Origin of the sequence: Actinokineospora enzanensis DSM 44649, from assembly GCF_000374445.1 — a bacterium.
Lineage (GTDB): Bacteria > Actinomycetota > Actinomycetes > Mycobacteriales > Pseudonocardiaceae > Actinokineospora > Actinokineospora enzanensis.
In genome coordinates, this window is the sequence record NZ_KB894423.1 from 121789 (window position 1) to 140567 (window position 18779).

Below are 18779 nucleotides of genomic sequence, written 5' to 3' on the forward strand. Positions count from 1 at the left end.
GACACGATGGGCCCCGTGGTCTACAAGCAGCTGCTCCGCCGTACCCTGTTCGCGCTCGGCAAGGGCGACCCCGAGATCGCGCACGAGCGCACCATGGTCGGGTTGGTCCGGCTGGGCAAGGTGCCGCCCGCCGTGGCGGCCGCGCGCAAGGTGTTCGGGGCGCGCACGGAGCACACCGTGTTCGGGGTGCGGTTCCCCGGCCGGGTGGGGCTGGCCGCCGGGATGGACAAGGACGGTCGGGCGCTCAAGGCGTGGCCCGCGCTCGGGTTCGGGCATGTCGAGGTGGGCACGGTGACCCGGCACGCGCAGCCGGGCAACCCACGGCCGCGGCTGTTCCGACTGGCCGAGAGTGAAGCGATCATCAACCGGATGGGGTTCAACAACGCGGGCGCGGACGCGCTGGCGGCCCGGTTGCGGGCGATCGGGCCGGTGGGGGTCCCGCTGGGCATCAGCATCGGGAAGTCGAAGGTCACCCCGGTCGAGGAGGCGGTCGAGGACTACCGCCACTCGCTGCGCGCCCTGCACCCATACGGCGACTACTTCGCGATCAACGTCAGCTCCCCCAACACCCCGGGCCTGCGTGGCCTGCAGGACCGCGCGGCGCTGGACGAGCTGGTCGGCGAGCTGCGCCGGGAGTCGGTGGCGCTCGCGCACGGCGCGCCCCGTCCGTTGCTGGTCAAGATCGCCCCGGACCTGACCGACCAGGCGATCGCCGAGGTGCTCCAGGTGTGCGCGGACCACGAGGTGGCGGGCGTGATCGCGACGAACACGACGCTGGCGCGGGACGGGCTCGCGTCGGTCGACCGGAACGTGGGCGCGGAGGCGGGTGGGTTGAGCGGGCGGCCGCTGACCGAGCGCGCGCGGGACGTGGTGGCGTTCGTGGCCAAGGAGACCGGTGGCGCGTTGCCGATCATCGGGGTCGGCGGCGTGTTCGACGTGGACGGCGCGCTGCGCATGCTGGACGCGGGCGCGAGTCTGGTGCAGCTCTACACCGGGTTCATCTTCGAGGGCCCGCCGCTGGTGCGGCGGATCAACCGCGCGGTCGACGCGCGTTGAGCCGGGGTTCGCCGCGGCCGCGCAGCCAGCGCAGCAGCGGGTAGCCCGCCACCACGATCACCGCGCCCCAGGCGATGCCGCCGACCGCGACCCCGCCGATGCTGATCTTGAGGTCGCCCACCCCGGCGACCACCGCGACGGCGACCACGGTGAGGTTGACCGGGTCGGTGAAGTCGACCCGGTCGGCGAACCAGATCCGCACGCCGACCAGCGCGATCATGCCGTAGAGCAGGATGGTGGCGCCGCCGAGCACGCCGTCCGGGATGGTGTTGACCAGGGCGCCGAACTTGGGGCTGAGCGAGAGCAGGATGGCGGTCAGCGCGGCGACGCCGTAGGCGGCGGTGGAGTAGACGCGGGTGGCGGCCATGACGCCGATGTTCTCCGCGTAGGTGGTGGTGCCCGAGCCGCCGCCCGCCCCGGCGAGCACGGTGGCCAGCCCGTCGGCGATGAGCGAGTCGCCCACGCTGCCGTCCAGGTCGCGGCCGGTGACCGCGGCGACGGCCTTGACGTGCCCGACGTTCTCCGCCACCAGCACCAGCACCACCGGGATGACCAGCAGGATCACCGACGGCCGCACCTGCGGCGCGTGGAACTCGGGCAGCCCGAACCAGACCGCCTCGCGCAGCGCGTCGACCCGGTCCTGGTTGAGAACACCGCTCAGCGCGGCGACGGCCCAGCCCGCGAGCACGCCGATGAGGATCGACAGCCGGGACAGCAGCCCGCGCGCCACCACCGTGCAGCCGACGATGACCACGACGGTGACCAGGGCGATCAGCGGCTGGGCTGCGAAGAACCTGGTGGCGGTGGGCGCCAGGTTCAGCCCGACCAGCACGATCACCGCCCCGGTGACCACCGGCGGCATCACCGACTCCAGCAGCCGCACGCCCAGTGCCTTGACCGCGACCCCCACGCCGACCAGCAGCAGCCCGGCCACCAGCACGCCGCCGAGCTGCGCGGCCACGCCGTCCTGGTCGGCGGCGGTGAGCGGGGCGATGAACGCGAACGACGAGCCGAGGTAGCTGGGCACGCGGTTGCGGGTCATGAGCAGGAAGAGCAGGGTGCCCACCCCGGAGAACAGCAGGGTGGTGGTGACCGGGAAGTGCGTGAGCGTGGGCACCAGCACGGTCGCGCTGAACATGGCCGCCACGTGCTGTGCGCCGAACCCGATGGTCAGCGGCCAGCTCAGCCGCTCATCCGGGGCGACGACCGCGCCGTCACGGACACGGCGGCCGTCGCCGTGCACCGACCACAACGCCAACGCTGCCTCCGCCCGCCCCGCCGACCCGCTGCGGAGCATGGTGCCACAGCACGTAGTCGCCCAGTCGATGCGACACCGTGATGTTCACACGGATGACCTAGCGCGCGTCGGGTGTACGGGGCGAACGTGACGGTCCGTCAGGAAGACAGCCAGGACAGCGCGAGCGCGTACGGGTCGGTCGTGCCGCCCCGCCCGGCGCCGATCCAGTGCACCGCGACATCGAGCATCCGCCCGGCGCGGCCGCGGTCGCAGCCGACGCCGTCCACGATCGCCCAGAACTCGTCCTCGTAGTCCGACATCCGCGCGACCTGCTCGCACACCACCCGCCGAAGTCCGGCACCCTCACAGTCGTCGACCATGCAAGCCCTCCTCTCGCGGGTTCTTCTGTTACTGACACGCATCAGATCGCCGCCGATGACGCGTCCGTTCAAGTGATCGTGATCACCAGCCCTACTCTTCCGGGAAGCCCTTACTCCAATCGAGTGACTTCACGCAGAATCACCACGTTTAGCCCCCACACCCCGCTCACGCCCCGACTTCTCCCCGCCTCGCCCCTCACCCGCCGCACCCCCGCCCCCACCAGCGCCGACCCACCGCGCACCCCTCGATTTTCACCCGTCCCAGCGACACAGGTTGTCCACAACCAAGATCCACAAACCCCTCTTTCAAGATCCACCGACACCCCCACCCGATAAAATGGCCCTCGGGGGCTCCCCCAGTGGTGCGGCGGGCTATGTGTGGGGCGCGCGGAATGCGAAACCCGGACGAATCCGCGCTCTGCGCGGCGTCGATAGGCGGGCTCGATGGGCGTGAATCGGGTCCGAGCCATCAGCATGAGCCGAACACGGCGGCACGATTCCGGTGAATGCGATCAACGGGTTCACGCATCCGGCACACACCAGGGCGTCGCCACTGGGAGGCGCGTTCCGCCAAGGGCCACACCCCGCGTAAGGCGAGCGCGGAAGCAGGCTCGCGACAGCCCGGAGCGTCCAGCCCGCACAAGCCGAAGCAAGAGCAAGGCCGGACACACCCCATCCGACCCGGACCAGACGCAACCGCAGCGCGCCCGGCAGGGCCGCGCGAACCGAGCACCGCAGCCACGCTCAGCGCCGGCAGACCGCGAGCCCCCAGCCAGCGCACACAGCATGACGCTCTTGGGCCTCACCAGCCACGACAAAGGCCCCACAGCGGCGCCGCCCGTGAGCCCGAGCAGGATCAAGCGACCGGCGGCGTCAGCTCCCGCAGCGCCGCCGCCAGGGCCGACAGGTTGTCCGTCGCCTCCGTCAGATCCGCCCCACCGGTCGACGAGGCCGCCACGGCCTCCCCCGCCGCCGCCAACAGCCGCCCGAACGCCGTCAGCCGGGCCGACAGCCGCCCGTGCAGCGTCATGATGCTCGCCGTCAGGTCCGCCGCCTGCTCGCTCGTGGCCGCGTCCCGGGCCCGTTCCAGCGCCTGTAACCGCGTCGCCAGCACCCGCATGACGGTCCCAGCCGACCGAGCCGCCTCCCGCGCCTCCCGCACCGGCCCCGTCGGCACACCGTCATCCGCGCCGAGCAGTTCCAGCAGCTCGGCCAGTGACTCCTCGGCCTCCCGCAACCGCCGCAGCGGCTCATACGCCCAGGACGTCACCGCGGGCTGCTCATCGCGCGGCCGGTGCACCAGTTCCTGCACGCTGACTTCCAGCAGCCGCTGCCGCGGCGCGTTCCGCCGGTGCCGCACCAGCGCCGTGATCGTCACCGCGTCCAGGATCACGGCCCCGGCGAGGAAGAAGAACGACAGGCCCGCCACGTCGTCTGCGTAGTCGCCCTCGGCGCTGATCAGCGCCGCCAGGCAGACGAGCCCGACCAGGCTGATCACGGTGAGCGTCGCGACCAGCCGGGCGGTCTTCCAGAAGTGCACACGGACGGCGTCGCCGTAGTTCTCGCGGGGTTCGGCCACCTCAACCCCGGCTGAGGTCACGCAATGCCGACGCCAGGGCCGCCAGGCGGTCCGTCGCGTCGGTCAGGTCCCGCTTCGGCGCGGCGGCCGAGCTGGCCGCCAGCGCTCGGGCCGCGGCGGCGATCAGCGCGCCGTACCCGTCCAGTCCCTCGTCCAATTGTCCCCGCAGTGCGCGCACGGCCTCGGTGAGGTGGCCACGCTCCATGGGCGGGGCGTGCTCCCTGGCTCGCTCCACAGCGTGCACCTGGGCGGCCACGGCGCGCAATGCCGCCGCGGCCTCGGCGCCGGTGGCGCTGGCCTCGGCGACCGAGTCGGGCGGGACCATGGCGCCGCGGGTGAGCTGGTCGAGCAGCTCGCGCAGCGTGTCCTCGGCCTCGCCGAGGCGTTGCAGGGGTTCCCGGGCCACCGATCCGCGCGGCGGCAGCACCACCGGGGGCGGTAACGGCTCGGGCAGCGGCTCCTTGTGCAGCCGCCACGCCTGCACGCCGCGGGAGACCGCCGCCAGGCCGGACAGGACCGCGGCGCCGATCAGCCCCGGCCCGAGCAGGCCGGGGTCGGCGGCCGCGGTCTCCACCACGACCGCGCCCGCCCCGGTGGTCACCCCGGTGACCGTCCACAGCTTGGTGCCGCGGACCGCCGAGCGCCTGCGCCGCAGCGCCTTGGCCCGGGGGTCGCGGCGCAGGCCGTGCAGTGCGGCGCGCACCTGCCCGTCGACCTCGCGCAGGTGCTGGGACACCAGGTCGTTCCCGAGCTTCATCAGCCCGTGCAGGCGCGGCCGCATGGGGTCGCGCTCAGGAACCGGCCTGCGGGTTGGCCTTCTGCTCCTGGGCCACCCGCTGGGCGATCTCGGCCTGGATGTTGCCTGCCGCGGGCGCGGCGGCGGCCGCCGGACCGCTGGTGACCTGGCCCGCGACCGGTCCGCCGCCCATCGAGGCGCGGATCTGGTCGAGCCGGGAGCGGCCCGCCAGCTCGGTCGTGGAGGCCTGGACCTCCAGCATCCGGCCCTGCACGGAGTTCTGCGCCAGCTCCGCCGAGCCGAGCGCGGTGGTGTACCGCTTCTCGATCTTGTCGCGGATCTCCTCAAGCGACGGCGTGTTGCCCGGCGCGGCCAGCTCGCTCATCTGGTTGAGCGAGCGGGACACCTGCTCCTGCATCTTGGCCTGCTCCAGCTGGCTGAGCAGCTTGGTGCGCTCGGCCAGCTTGTTCTGCAGCAGCATGGCGTTGCGCTCGACCGCCTGCTTGGCCTGCGCGGCCGCCTGCAGCGCCTGGTCGTGCAGGGTCTTGAGGTCCTCGATGCTCTGCTCGGCGGTGACCAGCTGGGTGGCGAAGCCCTGCGCGGCGTTCTCGAACTGGGTGGCCTTCTGCTCGTCGCCCTTGCCGCGCGCCTCGTCGGCGAGCACCAGCGCCTGCCGGGCGGACATCTGCAGCTTCTCCACGTCGCCGAGCTGCCGGTTCAGCTTCATCTCCAGCTGGCGCTGGTTGCCGATCACGGAGGCCGCCTGCTGGGAGAGCGCCTGGTGCTGCCGCTGGGCCTCCTCGATGGCCTGCTGGATCTGCACCTTGGGATCGGCATGCTCATCGATTTTCGACGAGAACGACGCCATCATGTACTTCCAGAACTTCACGAACGCGTTGGCCATCGTCGTCCTCCGCCTGCCTTCTTCCCTCTGCCGGTTCCCTGGTACTCATCGCTGCCCTGCACACCGACGAAACGGCAACGCCCCGGCACCGCTGTGGGTTCCATCGTGTCAGGTGCGCTGGGCCCGTTCCACTGGACCCGGCGGAAATCAGGGATCACTCGGAGATCGGCCCTGAGGAACCGGACCGACCTCCGGGGTATCCCCGGACCCCGGTGCGACTTGCCGGGGCCCGCAGGCACGCGCCGAGCCCGGACCCGCGGGGCGGATCCGGGCTCGGCGGACGGGTGTTGTCGCAGGTGGGCTCAGGCGGCGTAGACCGCCCCGGCGCGGGTGGGGTTGAGCTGGGTGCTCAGCGCGGTCTCGATCCGGTGCGTGAGCGCGGGCTGGATGCGCAGGTCGGCCAGGTTCTCGCCGATGACGGCGGGCACCAGCCGACCGCCCTCGGCCGCGCCGTCGCGGGCCTGGTCGACCGCGTCGACCGGGTCGGCCCCGACGCGCTCGGGCACGCCGTCCTCGACCGAGGTGAGCGCGCCGATGTCGGAGGCGACGTGGTGCAGCAGCTCGGACAGCGGCAGCTCCAGCGCGTCGCAGATGGCGGCCAGCAGTTCGCTGGAGGCCTCCTTGCGGCCGCGTTCGACCTCGGAGAGGTAGCCCAGGCTCACCCGGGCGGACCGGGAGACCTCACGCAGCGTGCGTCGCTGGTTCGTGCGGGCGTGTCGGAGCCGATCACCGATCGCCTCGCGCAACAGCACGGTCATCGCGCACCTCCCTTCGTCGACGGGCCCGGACCGCACGCGGCCGCCCGCGCGACCACGGCGGAGCCGCGGGCGCTGCCGGTGCGGCGACCACGCGTGGCCGTCACGGAGACAACGTTACCGAGGGACGGCGACAGAGTGCAGCGACTTCCCGGGTAATCCGCCAAGAGCGAACGACACCGACCGCGGGGATGTTCCCGGCGCCCGGTGGGGTGGGCGCGCACGGCTCCGTGCGCGACTTCATGTACAGAGGGTGACACTGGCCTCACGCGAAAAGGGTACCCAGATCCGCGGCGATCAGCTGCAGAGCATGCCGCACCGCGGCGGATCGCACCTCTTCGCGACCACCCGCTGCGGTGATCGTCACACCTCGCCGCCCGCGCGGCCCGGCCAGCGCGACGTGCACCGTCCCGGGCGGCACGCCGTCCTGCGGGTCCGGCCCGGCCACCCCGGTGAGACCGACGCCCAGGTCGGCCCCGCAGCGCGCACGGGCGCCCTCGGCGAGCGCGGCGGCCACGTCCGGGTCGACCGCGCCACGCTCGGCGAGCAGGTCGGCGTCGACGCCCGCGAGCGCCGCCTTGAGGTCGGTGGCGTAGACCACCAGCCCGCCCCGCACGACCGCGCTGGATCCGGGCACGCTGGTCAGCACGGCGGTGAGCAGGCCTGCGGTCAGCGACTCGGCCGTCGCCACGGTCTCGCCGCGCGCCTTCAGCGCCGCCACGACCCCGGCCACGGACTCGGCCGACAGGCCGGGCGCCAGGGCGAGCGGCGTCACGAGGCGACCGCGCGTAGCCCTCGGGCGCGCAGCCGGACCGCGCGGACCACGTAGTCGACGCCGGTGACCACGGTCAGCACCAGCGCCAGCCACATGGAGATCCAGGCGACCGGGGTGAGCCAGTGCGGCAACGGCAGCAGGAACGCGCCGATGGCGAACACCTGGGTGAGCGTCTTGAGCTTGCCGCCGCGACTGGCCGGGATCACCCCGTGCCGGATGACCCAGAACCGCAGCAGCGTCACCCCGACCTCGCGCGCGGCGATGACCAGGGTGAACCACCAGGGCAGCTCGCCGAGCACGCTCAGCCCGACCAGCGCGGCGCCGGTGAGCGCCTTGTCCGCGATCGGGTCGACGATCTTGCCGAAGTCGGTGATCAGCCCGTGCTTGCGGGCCAGCCTGCCGTCCACGTGGTCGGTGATGGAGGCGACCACGAACACCGCGAACGCGCCCAGCCGCCACCCGGTGTGCGTGCCGCCTTCGGCGAACAGGGCCATCAGGAACACCGGCACCAGCACCAGGCGGGTCAGCGTGAGCAGGTTGGCGACGTTGAGCAGCGGCACCTCGGTCCGCTCCGGCAGCTCCGGCGCGCCCTTCCGGGTGGGCGGGTCGGCGACAACACCGGTGGGCGGGTCGGCGACAACACCGATGGGCGGGTCGGCGACAACACCGATGGGCGGGTCGGCGACAACACCGGCGGATGGGTCGGCGGCGGCGCGCGCGGGTGGGTCGGGGACGACACCGGCGGGCGGGTCGGGGATCGCGGGGACGGCCCGCACGGTCGGTGGCTGCGCGGCGGCCTCGGTCTGCTCCGGTTCCCGGACACAGTCCTCGCCGCCGACGGTCTCGCCCGGCCCCCCGGTGGCCGCCGAGCTCATTGCGACCCCGGTTCCACGCGCGCGAGCAGCTCGACGGGTTCGACGACCAGGTCGACGCCCTCGGTGTCGACCACGCGGGCGCGCACCAGGTCGCCGACGGCGTACTCGCCGCCGTCCAGCAGCACGCACTCGCCGTCCACCTCGGGCGCCTGGTGCGCGGCCCGGCCGACGCAGTCGCCGTCGTCGGTCTCGGCCTGCTCGACCAGCACCACCACCTCGGTGCCGACGCGCTCCTCGGCGCGCTGCGCGGTCAGCTCCTCGACCAGCCCGGAGATCCGTGCGACGCGGGCGTTGACGGTCTCCTCGTCGAGCTTGCCGTCCAGGCCCTCGGCCTCGGTGCCGTCCTCGTCGGAGTAGCCGAACACGCCGACCGCGTCCAGCCGCGCGGCGGTCAGGAAGCGGGCCAGCTCGTCGACGTCGTCCTCGGTCTCGCCGGGGAAGCCGACTATCACGTTGCTCCGGATACCCGCCTGCGGCGAGTGCGAACGGATCTGGTCGATGAGACCAAGGAAGGACTCGGTGTTGCCGAACCGGCGCATCCGGCGCAGCACGGGCTCGCTGGCGTGCTGGAAGGACATATCGAAGTAGTCGGCGACGCCCGGGGTGGTGGCGATCGCGCGCACCAGGTTGGGGCGGGTCTCGGCGGGCTGCAGGTAGGACACGCGCACGCGGTCGATGCCGGGGAGCGCTGCCAGCCGGGTGATGACGGCCTCCAGCGCGCCCTGGCCCGCGTGCTCGCGGCCGAGGTCCTTGCCGTAGGAGGTGGAGTTCTCGCTGACCAGGACCAGCTCGCGGGCGCCCTCCCCGGCCAGCCAGGCCCCTTCGGCGACGATCTCGTCGGGGTGCCGGGACACGAAGGAGCCCCGGAAGCTGGGGATCGCGCAGAACGAGCACCGCCGGTCACACCCGGACGCGATCTTGAGCGACGCCACCGGCCCGCTGTCGAGCCGCTTGCGCGCGACCGGCCCCCAGGCGTGCCCCGGCACGGCGACATCGGCCTGCTGCCGCTCGACCGGGGAGATGGGCAGCAGCGTGCGCCGGTCGACCGGGACGTGCGACGGGACCGCGTGCCCGGCGACCACATCCCCGAGGCGTTCGGCCAGGTCGGGGTAGTGGTCGAAGCCCAGCACGGCGGACGCCTCGGGCAGGCTGTCGGCGAGTTCGGCGCCGTACCGCTCGGCCATGCAGCCGACGGCCACCACCTTGGCCCCGGTGTCGGCGGCGGCGAGCAGCGTGTCCACCGAGTCCTTCTTGGCCGACTCGACGAACCCGCAGGTGTTGACGACGATGACGTCCGGGGTGCCTTCCTCCGGGTCGACGAGCTCCCAGCCGCCGCCCGCGAGCCGACCCGCGAGTTCCTCCGAGTCGACTTCGTTCCTGGCACAGCCGAGTGTCAGCATGGCGACGCGGCGGTGAACTGGTGCGGGGGGCGGCGAGAAGGACACGGTGAAAGGGTAACGGCTGGTCCGGGGTGCTCACCTGGCCGCCCGGTGACACCACCCGCCGCGATGGATCAGTATGACGCCATGATGACCGAAGCCGATGTCCGCCGCGCCGCCCTCGCGCTGCCCGGCACGAGCGAGAGATCCTCCTACGGCACACCCGGCTTCCGGGTCCGTGACAAGCTCTTCGCCCGCCTCAAGGACGCCGAGACCCTGGTGGCGTTCTGCGCGGACGAGTCGGAGAAGCTGGCGTTGATCGCGGAGGAGCCGGGCCGGTACTACAGCACACCGCACTACGACGGGTACCCGTCGGTGCTGGTCCGGTTGAGCGCTCTGGACGAGGACGGGCTGGCGGACGTCCTCCTGGAGTCGTGGCGGGTCCGGGCCCCGCGCAAGCTGGTCGCCGAGTTCGATGCCGCTCCGCCGCAGGCGTGACCTGTTCGTCTGCCCTGCTTTCCGCCCGCTGAGCTGTGGATAACTTCGCGCGGACTGCCGCGTTCGACCGGTAGCGTGGAAATCGGGGGTCCCTCGGAGTTGTCCACAACACTGCCGAGCCATCCCCAGGCACCGGCCCGGCCTTGACGCCAGCGTGCGGCGCAGCCACTCCCCGACACCGGCACGACCGGCGTGAACCTCACCGCAGGCACCTGTGGACAAGTCCGGGCACACGGCCACCTACCAGCGGTAATGTGAAAACCGGGGGTCCCCGGGCGAGTTATCCACAACCCGCCTGAACCATCCACAGACCACCACGACGCTCTTCCCGGCGCCCCCACCCGCCATAGGCTGGAACGACGGACGGCCGCGGAAAGACACGTCACGCCCGAAGCCGCAACCGTGATCATCCAAAGGGCTCACCAACCCCAGGCGCACTTGAGCCGCGAGCGGCACCCCTCAGACCCGTTCGAAGACCGCCGCCAGCCCCTGCCCCCCACCGATGCACATCGTCTCCAGCCCATACCGAGCACCACGACGCCGCATCTCCCGCAACAACGTAGCCAGAATCCGCCCCCCGGTAGCCCCCAACGGATGCCCGAGCGAGATCCCAGACCCGTTCACATTCGTCCGAGCCCAGTCCCCCTCCCCGAACCCCCACTCCCGAGTCACCGCGAGCACCTGCGCCGCGAACGCCTCGTTCAGTTCGATCAGGTCCATGTCCGCCAACGTCAACCCCGCCCGCGCCAACGCCCGCGCCGTGGCAGGGACCGGACCGAGGCCCATGGTCGACGGCCCCACCCCCGCCGCCGCCCACGACACCAGGCGCGCGTGTGGGCGGAGGCCGAGTTCGGCCGCCTTCTCCGGTGTGGTCACCAGGCACACCGCCGCGCCGTCGTTCTGGCCGCTCGCGTTGCCCGCCGTCACGGTCGCGTCCGGGTCCTGGCGCTGCATGATCGGCTTCAGGCGGGCCAGTTTCTCGACCGTCGAGTCCGGGCGCGGGTGTTCGTCCCGGTCGACGTCGCCCACCGGCACGGTCTCCTCGGTGAAGTCCGCCGCCACCGCGCGCTCGTGCGAGCGCACCGACAGTTCGTCCTGTTCGGTCCGGCTGATCCCGTATGCCCGGCGCAGGTTCTCCGCCGTCTCGACCATCCCTCCGGGTACCGGGAAGTTCACGCCGCCTGCGGTCACCCGGGCCCGCGCGAGTCGGTCGTGCAGTTCGACGCCGGTCCCCTTCACCCCCCACCGCATGGCGGCGGAGTAGAACTCGACCTGGCTCATGTTCTCCGCGCCGCCCGCGAGGACGACGTCGTTCACCCCGGTCTGCACGCGCATGGCCGCGTCCAGGACAGCCTGCAGACCGGACCCGCACCGCCGATCCACCTGCACGCCCGGCACCTCCACCGGCAACCCGGCGTCGAGCGCGGCGACGCGTCCGAGCGCCGGGGCCTCGCCGTTCGGGTGGCACTGGCCCAGCACGACGTCCTCGATGGACGACGGCTCGATGCCGGTGCGGGCGAGCAGTGCGCGGATCACCGTCGCGGCCAGTTCGGTGACCGGCACGTTCGCCAGCACGCCGCCGAAGCGGCCCACCGGGGTGCGCAGTGGTTCGCAGATGACGGCCTCGCGCATGGTCTTCCCTCCGCCGGGTTCGTGGCGCGCCGATTCTGCCCCGCCCGGGGAGCGGACGCCCGAGCGGCTAAGTTGGGCAGTTGTGAATCCGCTGGTGCGCCGGGCCCGCGCGACGGACGTGCGGGCCATGAAGGCCGTGATCGACACCTACGTCGGCAAGGTCCTGCTGGCCAAGCCCTGGGTGACGTTGTACGAGGACATCCAGGAGTTCTGGGTCGCCGAGCTGGACGGTGAGCTGGTCGGCTGCGGGGCGCTGCACGTCCTGTGGGAGGACATCGCCGAGATCCGCACGATCGCGGTGGCGCCGGTCGCGCGTGGTCGCGGCGTCGGGCACCTGCTCGTGGAGCAGTTGATCGGGGAGGCCCGCGAACTGGGGTTGGCGAGGATCTTCGTGCTCACGTTCGAGACCGAGTTCTTCGCCCGGCACGGGTTCGTCGAGATCGACGGCACGCCGGTGAGCGCCGAGGTGTACGCGGAGATGCGGCGGTCGATGGACGAGGGCGTGGCCGAGTTCCTGGACCTGGAGTACGTCAAACCGAACACGCTCGGCAACACGCGGATGCTGCTCAAGCTCTGAGGAATGGCCGTTCCGGGTTGACAGAACGGGCTTTAGGGGTGGTCGAACCCGCAGGTCACCGAGTGGTAACCGGTATTTCGGTCCGCATAGCCCGAATGGTGGTGCCATTCTTCACGTGCCCGGTGCGTAATTGGCTCACCGACTTCACGAGTGGTAAGTCGGGCCATCCCCACTAGGAGCCAGCGTGCCGACCTCTCCCCTGCGCCGCCTCGCCCGAGGCGTGGTCATCACCGCCGTCACCAGCGCCGCCGTCGTCGTGGGCGCGGGTGTCGCGGCCGCGGACCTCTCGCCCGCGCAACTGCAGCAGACCACCGACAGCTACCTGTTCAGCCAGAGCCTGGACCAGTTCCAGAGCACCCGGGCCGCGCGCCCGTACGCCAACCAGCTCGACTGGTCCTCCGACGGCTGCTCGAACTCGCCGGACAACCCGTTCGGCTTCAACTTCGTGAAGGCCTGCTACCGGCACGACTTCGGCTACCGCAACTACAAGCGGCAGGGCCGGTTCAACGAGTCCACCCGGCTGAACATCGACAACAACTTCAAGTCCGACCTGTACAAGATCTGCGCGGGCAACTGGGCCTGCAACCGCACCGCGGACATCTACTACGCGGCGGTGCGCCAGTTCGGCAACAGCTGAGCGGGAACGGGTCGGGGCCCCCTGTCCGTGGCCCCGACCCGCGTCCTCACAGCCGGGTGACGACCAGCGTCGCCACCTTGCCGTCGGTGTCGAGCGCGGCCAGCCGCACCCGGTAGCCGTTCGCGTCGGCCTGGGTCGGGAACTGGTCGTTGGTGTGCACCGTGACCGGTGTCCCGGCGAGGGTCAGCTGGACGACCGCGTCGCCCGCCCAGATGCAGGTCTGGCCCGGCTTGCACCGGCTGTCCTCGGACACCTCGCGGAACGACACGGACACGCCGGAGTCGGCGAGCATCGCGACGTCGCCGCGGGTCAGCGGGAACTCGGTGTCGAGCGGTGGACCGGCCTGCACGACGGGACGGTCGGGTGTGCCGCCGTCGCCGCTCGTGCCCGCCGTCACCTGGTTTGCCTTGCCGCACGCGGACATGGCGAGCACCGCGGTCACCAGAGCGGCGAGCGCTAGTGCGAACTTGGCGAACGTCCTGGTCTTCATGGCAGCTCCTCACCCTCACCCGGAAGACGGACCCGGTGGGGTGACGGGTTGCACTTCGCCCGGATCCTCAGTTGCCGTAGGGGCGCTGCCTGCCCTGCTGCGGGTAGCCACCCGGCTGCTGCGGTGGGTAGCCGGGCTGCGGATAGCCGGGCTGCTGCTGGGGATATCCCCCCGGGTAGCCCTGCTGCTGCGGATAACCGCCCTGCTGAGGGTAGCCGCCGGGCTGTTGCGGATACCCGGGCTGCGGGTACGCCTGCTGCTGCGGGTAGCCCTGCGGCTGACCGGGCTGTTGCGGGTAACCAGGCTGCGGGTGACCAGGCTGCTGGAAGTACTGCCCCTGCGGCGGGTAGCCCGGCTGCGGGTTGGCGGCCGGGCCGAGGTAACGGGCGTCGCCGAAGGCCAGGATCGGCATGCCGATGAACGGCAGCAGGATCAGCAGCGCGGCGAACCCGCCGGTCTTGCCGAACGACTTCGCCAGGTCGATCATGATGATGATCGCGATCACCACATTGACCAGCGGGATGCAGAACAGCAGCGTCCACCAGCCGGGCCTGCCAACGACCTTGGTCAGGGTGTAGAAGTTGTAGATCGGGACGATCGCCGCCCAACCGTCCTGCCCGGCCTTGGTGAACACCCGCCACATCGCGATCACCGCGATCAGCCCGATGCCCAGCCCGACGAGCAGGAACGGCAGCATGATGGCCCACACGTCGGTGGTCTGCACGGTATAGGTGACGCCGATATCGGGGTCCACGCCTGTCCCTCCTCGGGCGCGCACCGATCCCCCGACACGCGCGATCATCGTTCGCGCGAAACACTGACCCCTCGGGGCGGTGAAGCGAAGCGATTGGCGTGGGTCGTTAGCTGTTCGAGATCCAAGCGGGACGTCAGTCCGTCTCGTCCGAACCGTCGTCAGCGGACGGTCCACCCCGGATCGTCCACAGCACGTTCTCCAGCTCGTCCGGTTTCACCAGCACGTCGCGCGCCTTGGAGCCCTCGGACGGGCCGACCACGCCGCGCGACTCCAGCAGGTCCATCAACCGGCCCGCCTTGGCGAAGCCGACGCGCAGCTTGCGCTGCAGCATCGAGGTGGAGCCGAACTGCGAGGTGACGATCAGCTCGGTGGCCTGCAACAGCAGGTCCAGGTCGTCGCCGATGTCCGGGTCGATCTCCTTGGCCTCGCCGGGTTTCGCCGCGGTGACGCCATCGGTGTAGTCCGGCTGGGCCTGCTGCTTGGTGAACGAGACGACCTCGGCGATCTCCTCGTCGCTGACGTAGGCGCCCTGCACGCGCACCGGTTTCGCGGCGCCCATCGGCAGGTAGAGGCCGTCGCCCATGCCGATCAGCTTCTCCGCGCCCGGCTGGTCCAGGATGACCCGCGAGTCGGTGAGCGAGGAGGTGGCGAACGCCAGCCGGGACGGCACGTTCGTCTTGATCAGGCCGGTCACCACGTCCACCGACGGCCGCTGGGTGGCCAGCACCAGGTGGATGCCCGCGGCGCGCGCCTTCTGCGTGATCCGCACGATCGCGTCCTCGACGTCGCGCGGCGCGGTCATCATCAGGTCGGCCAGCTCGTCCACGATGGCCAGGATGTACGGGTACGGCCGGTACTCGCGCTCGCTGCCGGGCGGCGCGGTGATCTCGCCGGACTTCACCTTCTTGTTGAAGTCGTCGATGTGCCGGACCCGGTTGGCCTGCATGTCCTGGTAGCGCTGCTCCATCTCCTCCACCAGCCAGGTCAGCGCGGCGGCCGCCTTCTTCGGCTGGGTGATGATGGGCGTGATCAGGTGCGGGATGCCCTCGTACGGGGTCAGCTCGACCATCTTCGGGTCGACCAGGATCATCCTGACCTCGTCCGGGGTGGCCCTGGCCAGCAGTGAGACCAGCATGGAGTTGACGAAGCTGGACTTGCCGGAGCCGGTGGAGCCCGCGCACAGCAGGTGCGGCATCTTGGCCAGGTTCGCGGTGATCATGTGGCCCTCGATGTCCTTGCCGAGGCCGACCACCATCGGGTGGGTGTCCTTGAGCGCGGTCGAGGAGCGCAGCACGTCGCCGAGCCGGACCATCTCGCGGTCGGCGTTGGGCACCTCGATGCCGACCGCGGACTTGCCCGGGATCGGCGCGAGCAGCCGCACGTTGTCGGTGGCCACCGCGTAGGCGATGTTCTTGGTCAGCGCGGTGATCTTCTCGACCTTCACGCCCGGCCCCAGCTCCACCTCGTAGCGGGTCACCGTCGGGCCCCTGGTGAAGCCGGTGACCTGGGCGTCGATGGAGAACTGGTCGAGCACCCCGGTGATCGCCTCGATCATCGAGTCGTTGGCCTTGCTGCGTGCCTTGGGCTCGTCGCCGGTGACCAGCAGGCCGAGGTCGGGCAGGTTGTAGTCGCCGTCGACCACGCGCGTGACGGTGATCGAGTTCTGGTCCGGCTTGGGCTCGGAGACCTGCGGCGTCTCCTTGACCTGCGCGGCCCGCGTTCGCTTCGGTTTGGCGGGCGGCTCATCCAACGGCAGCGGCGGCTGCTCCGGCGCGCCCTCCTCCTCGACCGCGGCGGCCTGCCTACGCCGAGGGGTCTTGCGCGGCTTGAGCGGCGGCTCGGCCTCGAACTCCGGCTCGTCGGCGAACAGGTCGGGGGTGGCCGCGGCCGCCCGCTCCTCCGGGTCCATGCCCAGCTCGCGGATGCGGGTCGGCACGTCCCGGATGCGGGTGCCGGTGAACACCAGCACGCCGAAGCCGAGCACCAGGACCAGCACGGGCACCGCGACCCAGGCGGTGACGCCCTTGGCGAGCAGGCCGCCGGAGACGTAGCCGAGCGCGCCGCCCGCGTACTTGCGGCCGTGGTTGTCCTCGGGCAGCCCGGCGAACACGTGCAGCACACCCAGCAGGGCGAGCGCGAACAGCAGGGTGCCGACGGTGTAGCGGGGGCGTTTGTCCGGCTGCGGGTCGGAGCGCATGAGGATGACGCCGATGACGAGCAGCACCAGCGGCATGGCGATGGCCAGCGCGCCGAGCACGGTGCGCACCCCGTCCTCCAGCCACCCGCCGACCGTGCCCGCCGCGTGCCACCACACCGAGGCCCCGAGGATCACGCCGATGGCGACGAGCGCGAACCCGATCCCGTCCCGCCGGTGCGCCGGGTCGAGCTCCTTGGTGCGCCCGATCGCGCGCGCGACCGACCCGACCCCCTTGGCCAGCAGCCCCCACCCGGTGGCGAGCACGCCCTTGCTCGGCGCGGGCTGCGGTTTCTTCGAGTTGCCGGGCCGTCTGGCGGGTGACCGAGATGCCGCGGGCTTGCGCGCCCCACCCTTGCCCGCGCCCTTCGAGGTCGTCGTCCGACTCGCCATGGGTTCACACGGTAGTCCGCGATGTCCCGAAGGCCCGGCTGCCACACCGTAGAGTGACGCCCTGGCCGCCGACCCCGCCGCGGTCCGTGCCATGCTGGCCGCCATGTCCGTCCTGCGCGGCCACTCCCCGGAGCCGTCTCACCGCCCGCTCCGACCAGCACAGACACCCTTGATCTGGCGCGCGGGCTCGGCCCTCGACCACGCCATCGTCCGCTCCGTCGGCTCCCTGTCCATCACCGGCGAGTTCCCGCCCCACCTGCGCGGCCGCCCGGTGCTGGTGGCCGCCAACCACATCGGCATGTTCGACCCGTTCGTCCTCATCGCCGCCTGCCGCAGCGTCGGCTTCCTGCCCCGCTTCATGCTCACCGCGGGCCTGCTCGACGCCCCGGTGATCGGCCCGGTCCTGCGCGCGAGCGGCCATCTCCGGGTGGACCGCGGCAAGAGCAACATCGCCGAGGCGTTCGGACGGGCGACGGAGAACCTGCGGACGTCGCGGGTGCCGTTGCTGGTGTATCCGGAGGGGCGGGTCAGTCGGGAACCCGGGTTGTGGCCGGAGCGCGGCAAGACGGGTGTGGCGCGGATGGCGTTGCACGGGGATGTGCCGGTGGTGACGATCAGTCAGTGGGGGGCGCACGAGGCTGTCTATTGGGGGACGGAGACGGTTTCCGGGGTGCAGGACGTGAAGCCGTTGGTGATGTCTCTTCTTCGGGCTATGCGGAAGCGGCCCACGTTCCAGGTGCATTTCGGGGGGCAGGTGGATCTGTCGGGACTGTCGGCGGATCGGCCTGGGGACGCGCGGCGGGCGCATGCACGGATCATGAACCAGATCACGGCGAATCTTGTGCCGTTGCGGGCGGATCAGCTGGACAAGCCGCGCTTCCATGACCCGACAAGGCCTTGCGACTCGACGAGCCCGTGGAAGCCGGAGCGGTAGAGGGAATTCGGCGTCAGGGCGATTGACGCCGGAGGTCACGAGGTTGTCGTGCCCGGTCGGGCGGGATTCTTCTCGACTGTCCGCACCGGCGAATCGTCCCTACGGCTATTCCCGCGCCTGTGGGAATGTTCCACCGTCATCCTGGCCTCGCACGTTGGGCTTGAAGGTGTCCCCGTGCCTGCGGGGTTGATCTCCCAAGACCAGCGAACCCATCCCCTCCAACGTACCCCGCCCCGACCTCACCTCCCCACCACTCGCCTCGGGGATGCTCCGTCGTCGACCAAGTGCACGCCGCGACGGACTCAGTTCTCCCTGCGCAGCAGGGATGTTCCCGCTACCAGCCACATCGAGCCGTACCGGACGTGATGATCCCGCCCAAGCGGGCTGCCCTCGTGGCGCGATGCCATCCCGCACAAGCGGAATGCACCCCCAGACCGCACCGCCGAGCTACGCCGCCCCTACCCGACCGCGCATCCAGGACGCTTCCAGCCCGCCACCTCCGACCACGGACCCACCCAGCCCCAAGATCATCCGCCGCCCCCGAGACAGAGCCCCTCCCACCCGGGGGCTGGCCCGCGCGTGAGCCTATCTGCCCAGGTCAGGGCAACGGAAGCCCCGTCCGGCTGCCTGTGGATGAATCCGGGCTCATGTGGACAACCCGCACCCCGGGCGACCGATTGTGCCACCCGAAGTACGCCCCCCATGATCACGAGTTATCCACATCCCCCGAAATCCATCCACAGCCCCAAGGCCACCCCTTCCGCACCCCTGACCTGGGCAGATAGGCTCACGCGCGGGCCAGCCCCCGGGTGGGAGGGGCTCTGTTCGCGGGGTGATCAACTTCTTGGAATCGGCCGTGGTCGACTCCCTTGGGGCGAGGGGCAGGCACGACAACGGGCAGCCGCAGAGCCGCAGAGCCGCAGAGCCGCAGAGCCGCAGAGCCGCAGAGCCGCAGAGCCGCAGAGCCGCAGAGCCGCAGAGCCGCAGAGCCGCA

At 71.4% G+C, this 18779-nt stretch carries 18 protein-coding genes; 5 read left to right on the forward strand and 13 right to left on the reverse strand.

Translation table 11 applies throughout. The annotated features are described in order from the left end of the window. Nucleotides 1-15 precede the first annotated feature (15 nt). Nucleotides 16-1056, forward strand: coding sequence for a quinone-dependent dihydroorotate dehydrogenase (locus C503_RS0123050; RefSeq protein WP_018684594.1), 1041 nt, complete (start codon nt 16-18; stop codon nt 1054-1056). On the opposite strand, the gene C503_RS0123055 is transcribed toward C503_RS0123050, so the two are convergent. The 9 genes from C503_RS0123055 to rimO form a co-directional block, all read right to left on the reverse strand. Beyond that, on the reverse strand, nt 1031-2314 hold the full coding sequence (locus tag C503_RS0123055) for a uracil-xanthine permease family protein (protein WP_018684595.1): 1284 nt from the start codon (nt 2312-2314) through the stop codon (nt 1031-1033). The two genes, C503_RS0123050 and C503_RS0123055, sit on opposite strands and share 26 nt — an antisense overlap. Before the next feature lie 137 nt (nt 2315-2451). Further along, nucleotides 2452-2673 carry a hypothetical protein gene (locus C503_RS0123060; RefSeq protein ID WP_018684596.1) on the reverse strand — a complete coding sequence of 74 codons (222 nt, stop codon included), beginning with the start codon at nt 2671-2673 and terminating at the stop codon, nt 2452-2454. Nucleotides 2674-3529: 856 nt separating this feature from the next. Continuing rightward, complete coding sequence (pspM, locus tag C503_RS43510) at nt 3530-4252, reverse strand: phage shock envelope stress response protein PspM (RefSeq protein ID WP_051114914.1); 723 nt, start codon at nt 4250-4252, stop codon at nt 3530-3532. Nucleotide 4253: 1 nt separating this feature from the next. Continuing rightward, on the reverse strand, nt 4254-5033 hold the full coding sequence (gene pspM, locus C503_RS0123070) for a phage shock envelope stress response protein PspM (protein ID WP_018684598.1): 780 nt from the start codon (nt 5031-5033) through the stop codon (nt 4254-4256). 10 nt (nt 5034-5043) lie between these two features. Then, nucleotides 5044-5892 (reverse strand): PspA/IM30 family protein, encoded by an 849-nt coding sequence (locus tag C503_RS0123075; RefSeq protein ID WP_018684599.1) that lies wholly within the window; start codon nt 5890-5892, stop codon nt 5044-5046. A gap of 302 nt (nt 5893-6194) precedes the next feature. Further along, nucleotides 6195-6650, reverse strand: a complete 456-nt coding sequence (locus tag C503_RS0123080; RefSeq protein ID WP_018684600.1) for a helix-turn-helix domain-containing protein — start codon at nt 6648-6650, stop codon at nt 6195-6197. Between the two features lie 262 nt (nt 6651-6912). Further along, nucleotides 6913-7422 (reverse strand): CinA family protein, encoded by a 510-nt coding sequence (locus C503_RS0123085; protein ID WP_018684601.1) that lies wholly within the window; start codon nt 7420-7422, stop codon nt 6913-6915. After that, nucleotides 7419-8000 (reverse strand): CDP-diacylglycerol--glycerol-3-phosphate 3-phosphatidyltransferase, encoded by a 582-nt coding sequence (gene pgsA / locus C503_RS0123090; RefSeq protein ID WP_026316607.1) that lies wholly within the window; start codon nt 7998-8000, stop codon nt 7419-7421. Before pgsA ends, C503_RS0123085 begins: the two co-directional genes overlap by 4 nt. 293 nt (nt 8001-8293) lie before the next feature. Next, a complete protein-coding gene (rimO, locus tag C503_RS0123095; RefSeq protein ID WP_018684603.1) occupies nt 8294-9697 on the reverse strand; it encodes a 30S ribosomal protein S12 methylthiotransferase RimO in 1404 nt (467 codons plus the stop codon). A gap of 108 nt (nt 9698-9805) precedes the next feature. Between rimO and C503_RS0123100 the strand changes: the two genes are divergently transcribed. After that, complete coding sequence (locus tag C503_RS0123100; protein WP_211222443.1) at nt 9806-10174, forward strand: MmcQ/YjbR family DNA-binding protein; 369 nt, start codon at nt 9806-9808, stop codon at nt 10172-10174. Nucleotides 10175-10633: 459 nt separating this feature from the next. Here C503_RS0123100 and C503_RS0123105 read toward each other — a convergent pair whose 3' ends face one another. Beyond that, complete coding sequence (locus C503_RS0123105; protein WP_018684605.1) at nt 10634-11806, reverse strand: acetyl-CoA C-acetyltransferase; 1173 nt, start codon at nt 11804-11806, stop codon at nt 10634-10636. A gap of 82 nt (nt 11807-11888) precedes the next feature. On the opposite strand from C503_RS0123105, the gene C503_RS0123110 reads away from it, so the two are divergent. Further along, on the forward strand, nt 11889-12383 hold the full coding sequence (locus C503_RS0123110; protein ID WP_018684606.1) for an amino-acid N-acetyltransferase: 495 nt from the start codon (nt 11889-11891) through the stop codon (nt 12381-12383). Nucleotides 12384-12567: 184 nt separating this feature from the next. Continuing rightward, nucleotides 12568-13020 (forward strand): phospholipase, encoded by a 453-nt coding sequence (locus tag C503_RS0123115; protein WP_156893408.1) that lies wholly within the window; start codon nt 12568-12570, stop codon nt 13018-13020. Between the two features lie 46 nt (nt 13021-13066). Here the strand turns inward: C503_RS0123115 and C503_RS43515 are convergent, their stop codons facing one another. The 3 genes from C503_RS43515 to C503_RS0123130 form a co-directional block, all read right to left on the reverse strand. Then, a complete protein-coding gene (locus C503_RS43515) occupies nt 13067-13510 on the reverse strand; it encodes a hypothetical protein (protein ID WP_018684608.1) in 444 nt (147 codons plus the stop codon). Nucleotides 13511-13577: 67 nt separating this feature from the next. Beyond that, on the reverse strand, nt 13578-14264 hold the full coding sequence (locus C503_RS46900) for a DUF5684 domain-containing protein (RefSeq protein WP_018684609.1): 687 nt from the start codon (nt 14262-14264) through the stop codon (nt 13578-13580). A gap of 133 nt (nt 14265-14397) precedes the next feature. Next, on the reverse strand, nt 14398-16851 hold the full coding sequence (locus C503_RS0123130; RefSeq protein ID WP_026316609.1) for an FtsK/SpoIIIE family DNA translocase: 2454 nt from the start codon (nt 16849-16851) through the stop codon (nt 14398-14400). A gap of 91 nt (nt 16852-16942) precedes the next feature. Between C503_RS0123130 and C503_RS0123135 the strand changes: the two genes are divergently transcribed. Then, the gene (locus C503_RS0123135; protein ID WP_018684611.1) at nt 16943-17785 is read left to right on the forward strand and encodes a lysophospholipid acyltransferase family protein; all 843 of its coding nucleotides are present in this window, start codon (nt 16943-16945) and stop codon (nt 17783-17785) included. Nucleotides 17786-18779 lie beyond the last annotated feature (994 nt).

Excerpts from the sequence above, each read along its gene's own strand:
- C503_RS0123060 (WP_018684596.1), bottom strand. The coding sequence starts at position 2,673 with ATGGTCGACGACTGTGAGGGTGCCGGACTTCGGCGGGTGGTGTGCGAG.
- pspM (WP_018684598.1), bottom strand. The coding sequence starts at position 5,033 with ATGCGGCCGCGCCTGCACGGGCTGATGAAGCTCGGGAACGACCTGGTG.
- C503_RS0123075 (WP_018684599.1), bottom strand. The coding sequence starts at position 5,892 with ATGGCCAACGCGTTCGTGAAGTTCTGGAAGTACATGATGGCGTCGTTC.
- C503_RS0123080 (WP_018684600.1), bottom strand. The coding sequence starts at position 6,650 with ATGACCGTGCTGTTGCGCGAGGCGATCGGTGATCGGCTCCGACACGCC.
- rimO (WP_018684603.1), bottom strand. The coding sequence starts at position 9,697 with ATGCTGACACTCGGCTGTGCCAGGAACGAAGTCGACTCGGAGGAACTC.
- C503_RS0123100 (WP_211222443.1), top strand. The coding sequence starts at position 9,806 with ATGGATCAGTATGACGCCATGATGACCGAAGCCGATGTCCGCCGCGCC.
- C503_RS0123105 (WP_018684605.1), bottom strand. The coding sequence starts at position 11,806 with ATGCGCGAGGCCGTCATCTGCGAACCACTGCGCACCCCGGTGGGCCGC.
- C503_RS43515 (WP_018684608.1), bottom strand. The coding sequence starts at position 13,510 with ATGAAGACCAGGACGTTCGCCAAGTTCGCACTAGCGCTCGCCGCTCTG.
- C503_RS0123130 (WP_026316609.1), bottom strand. The coding sequence starts at position 16,851 with ATGGCGAGTCGGACGACGACCTCGAAGGGCGCGGGCAAGGGTGGGGCG.
- C503_RS0123135 (WP_018684611.1), top strand. The coding sequence starts at position 16,943 with ATGCTGGCCGCCATGTCCGTCCTGCGCGGCCACTCCCCGGAGCCGTCT.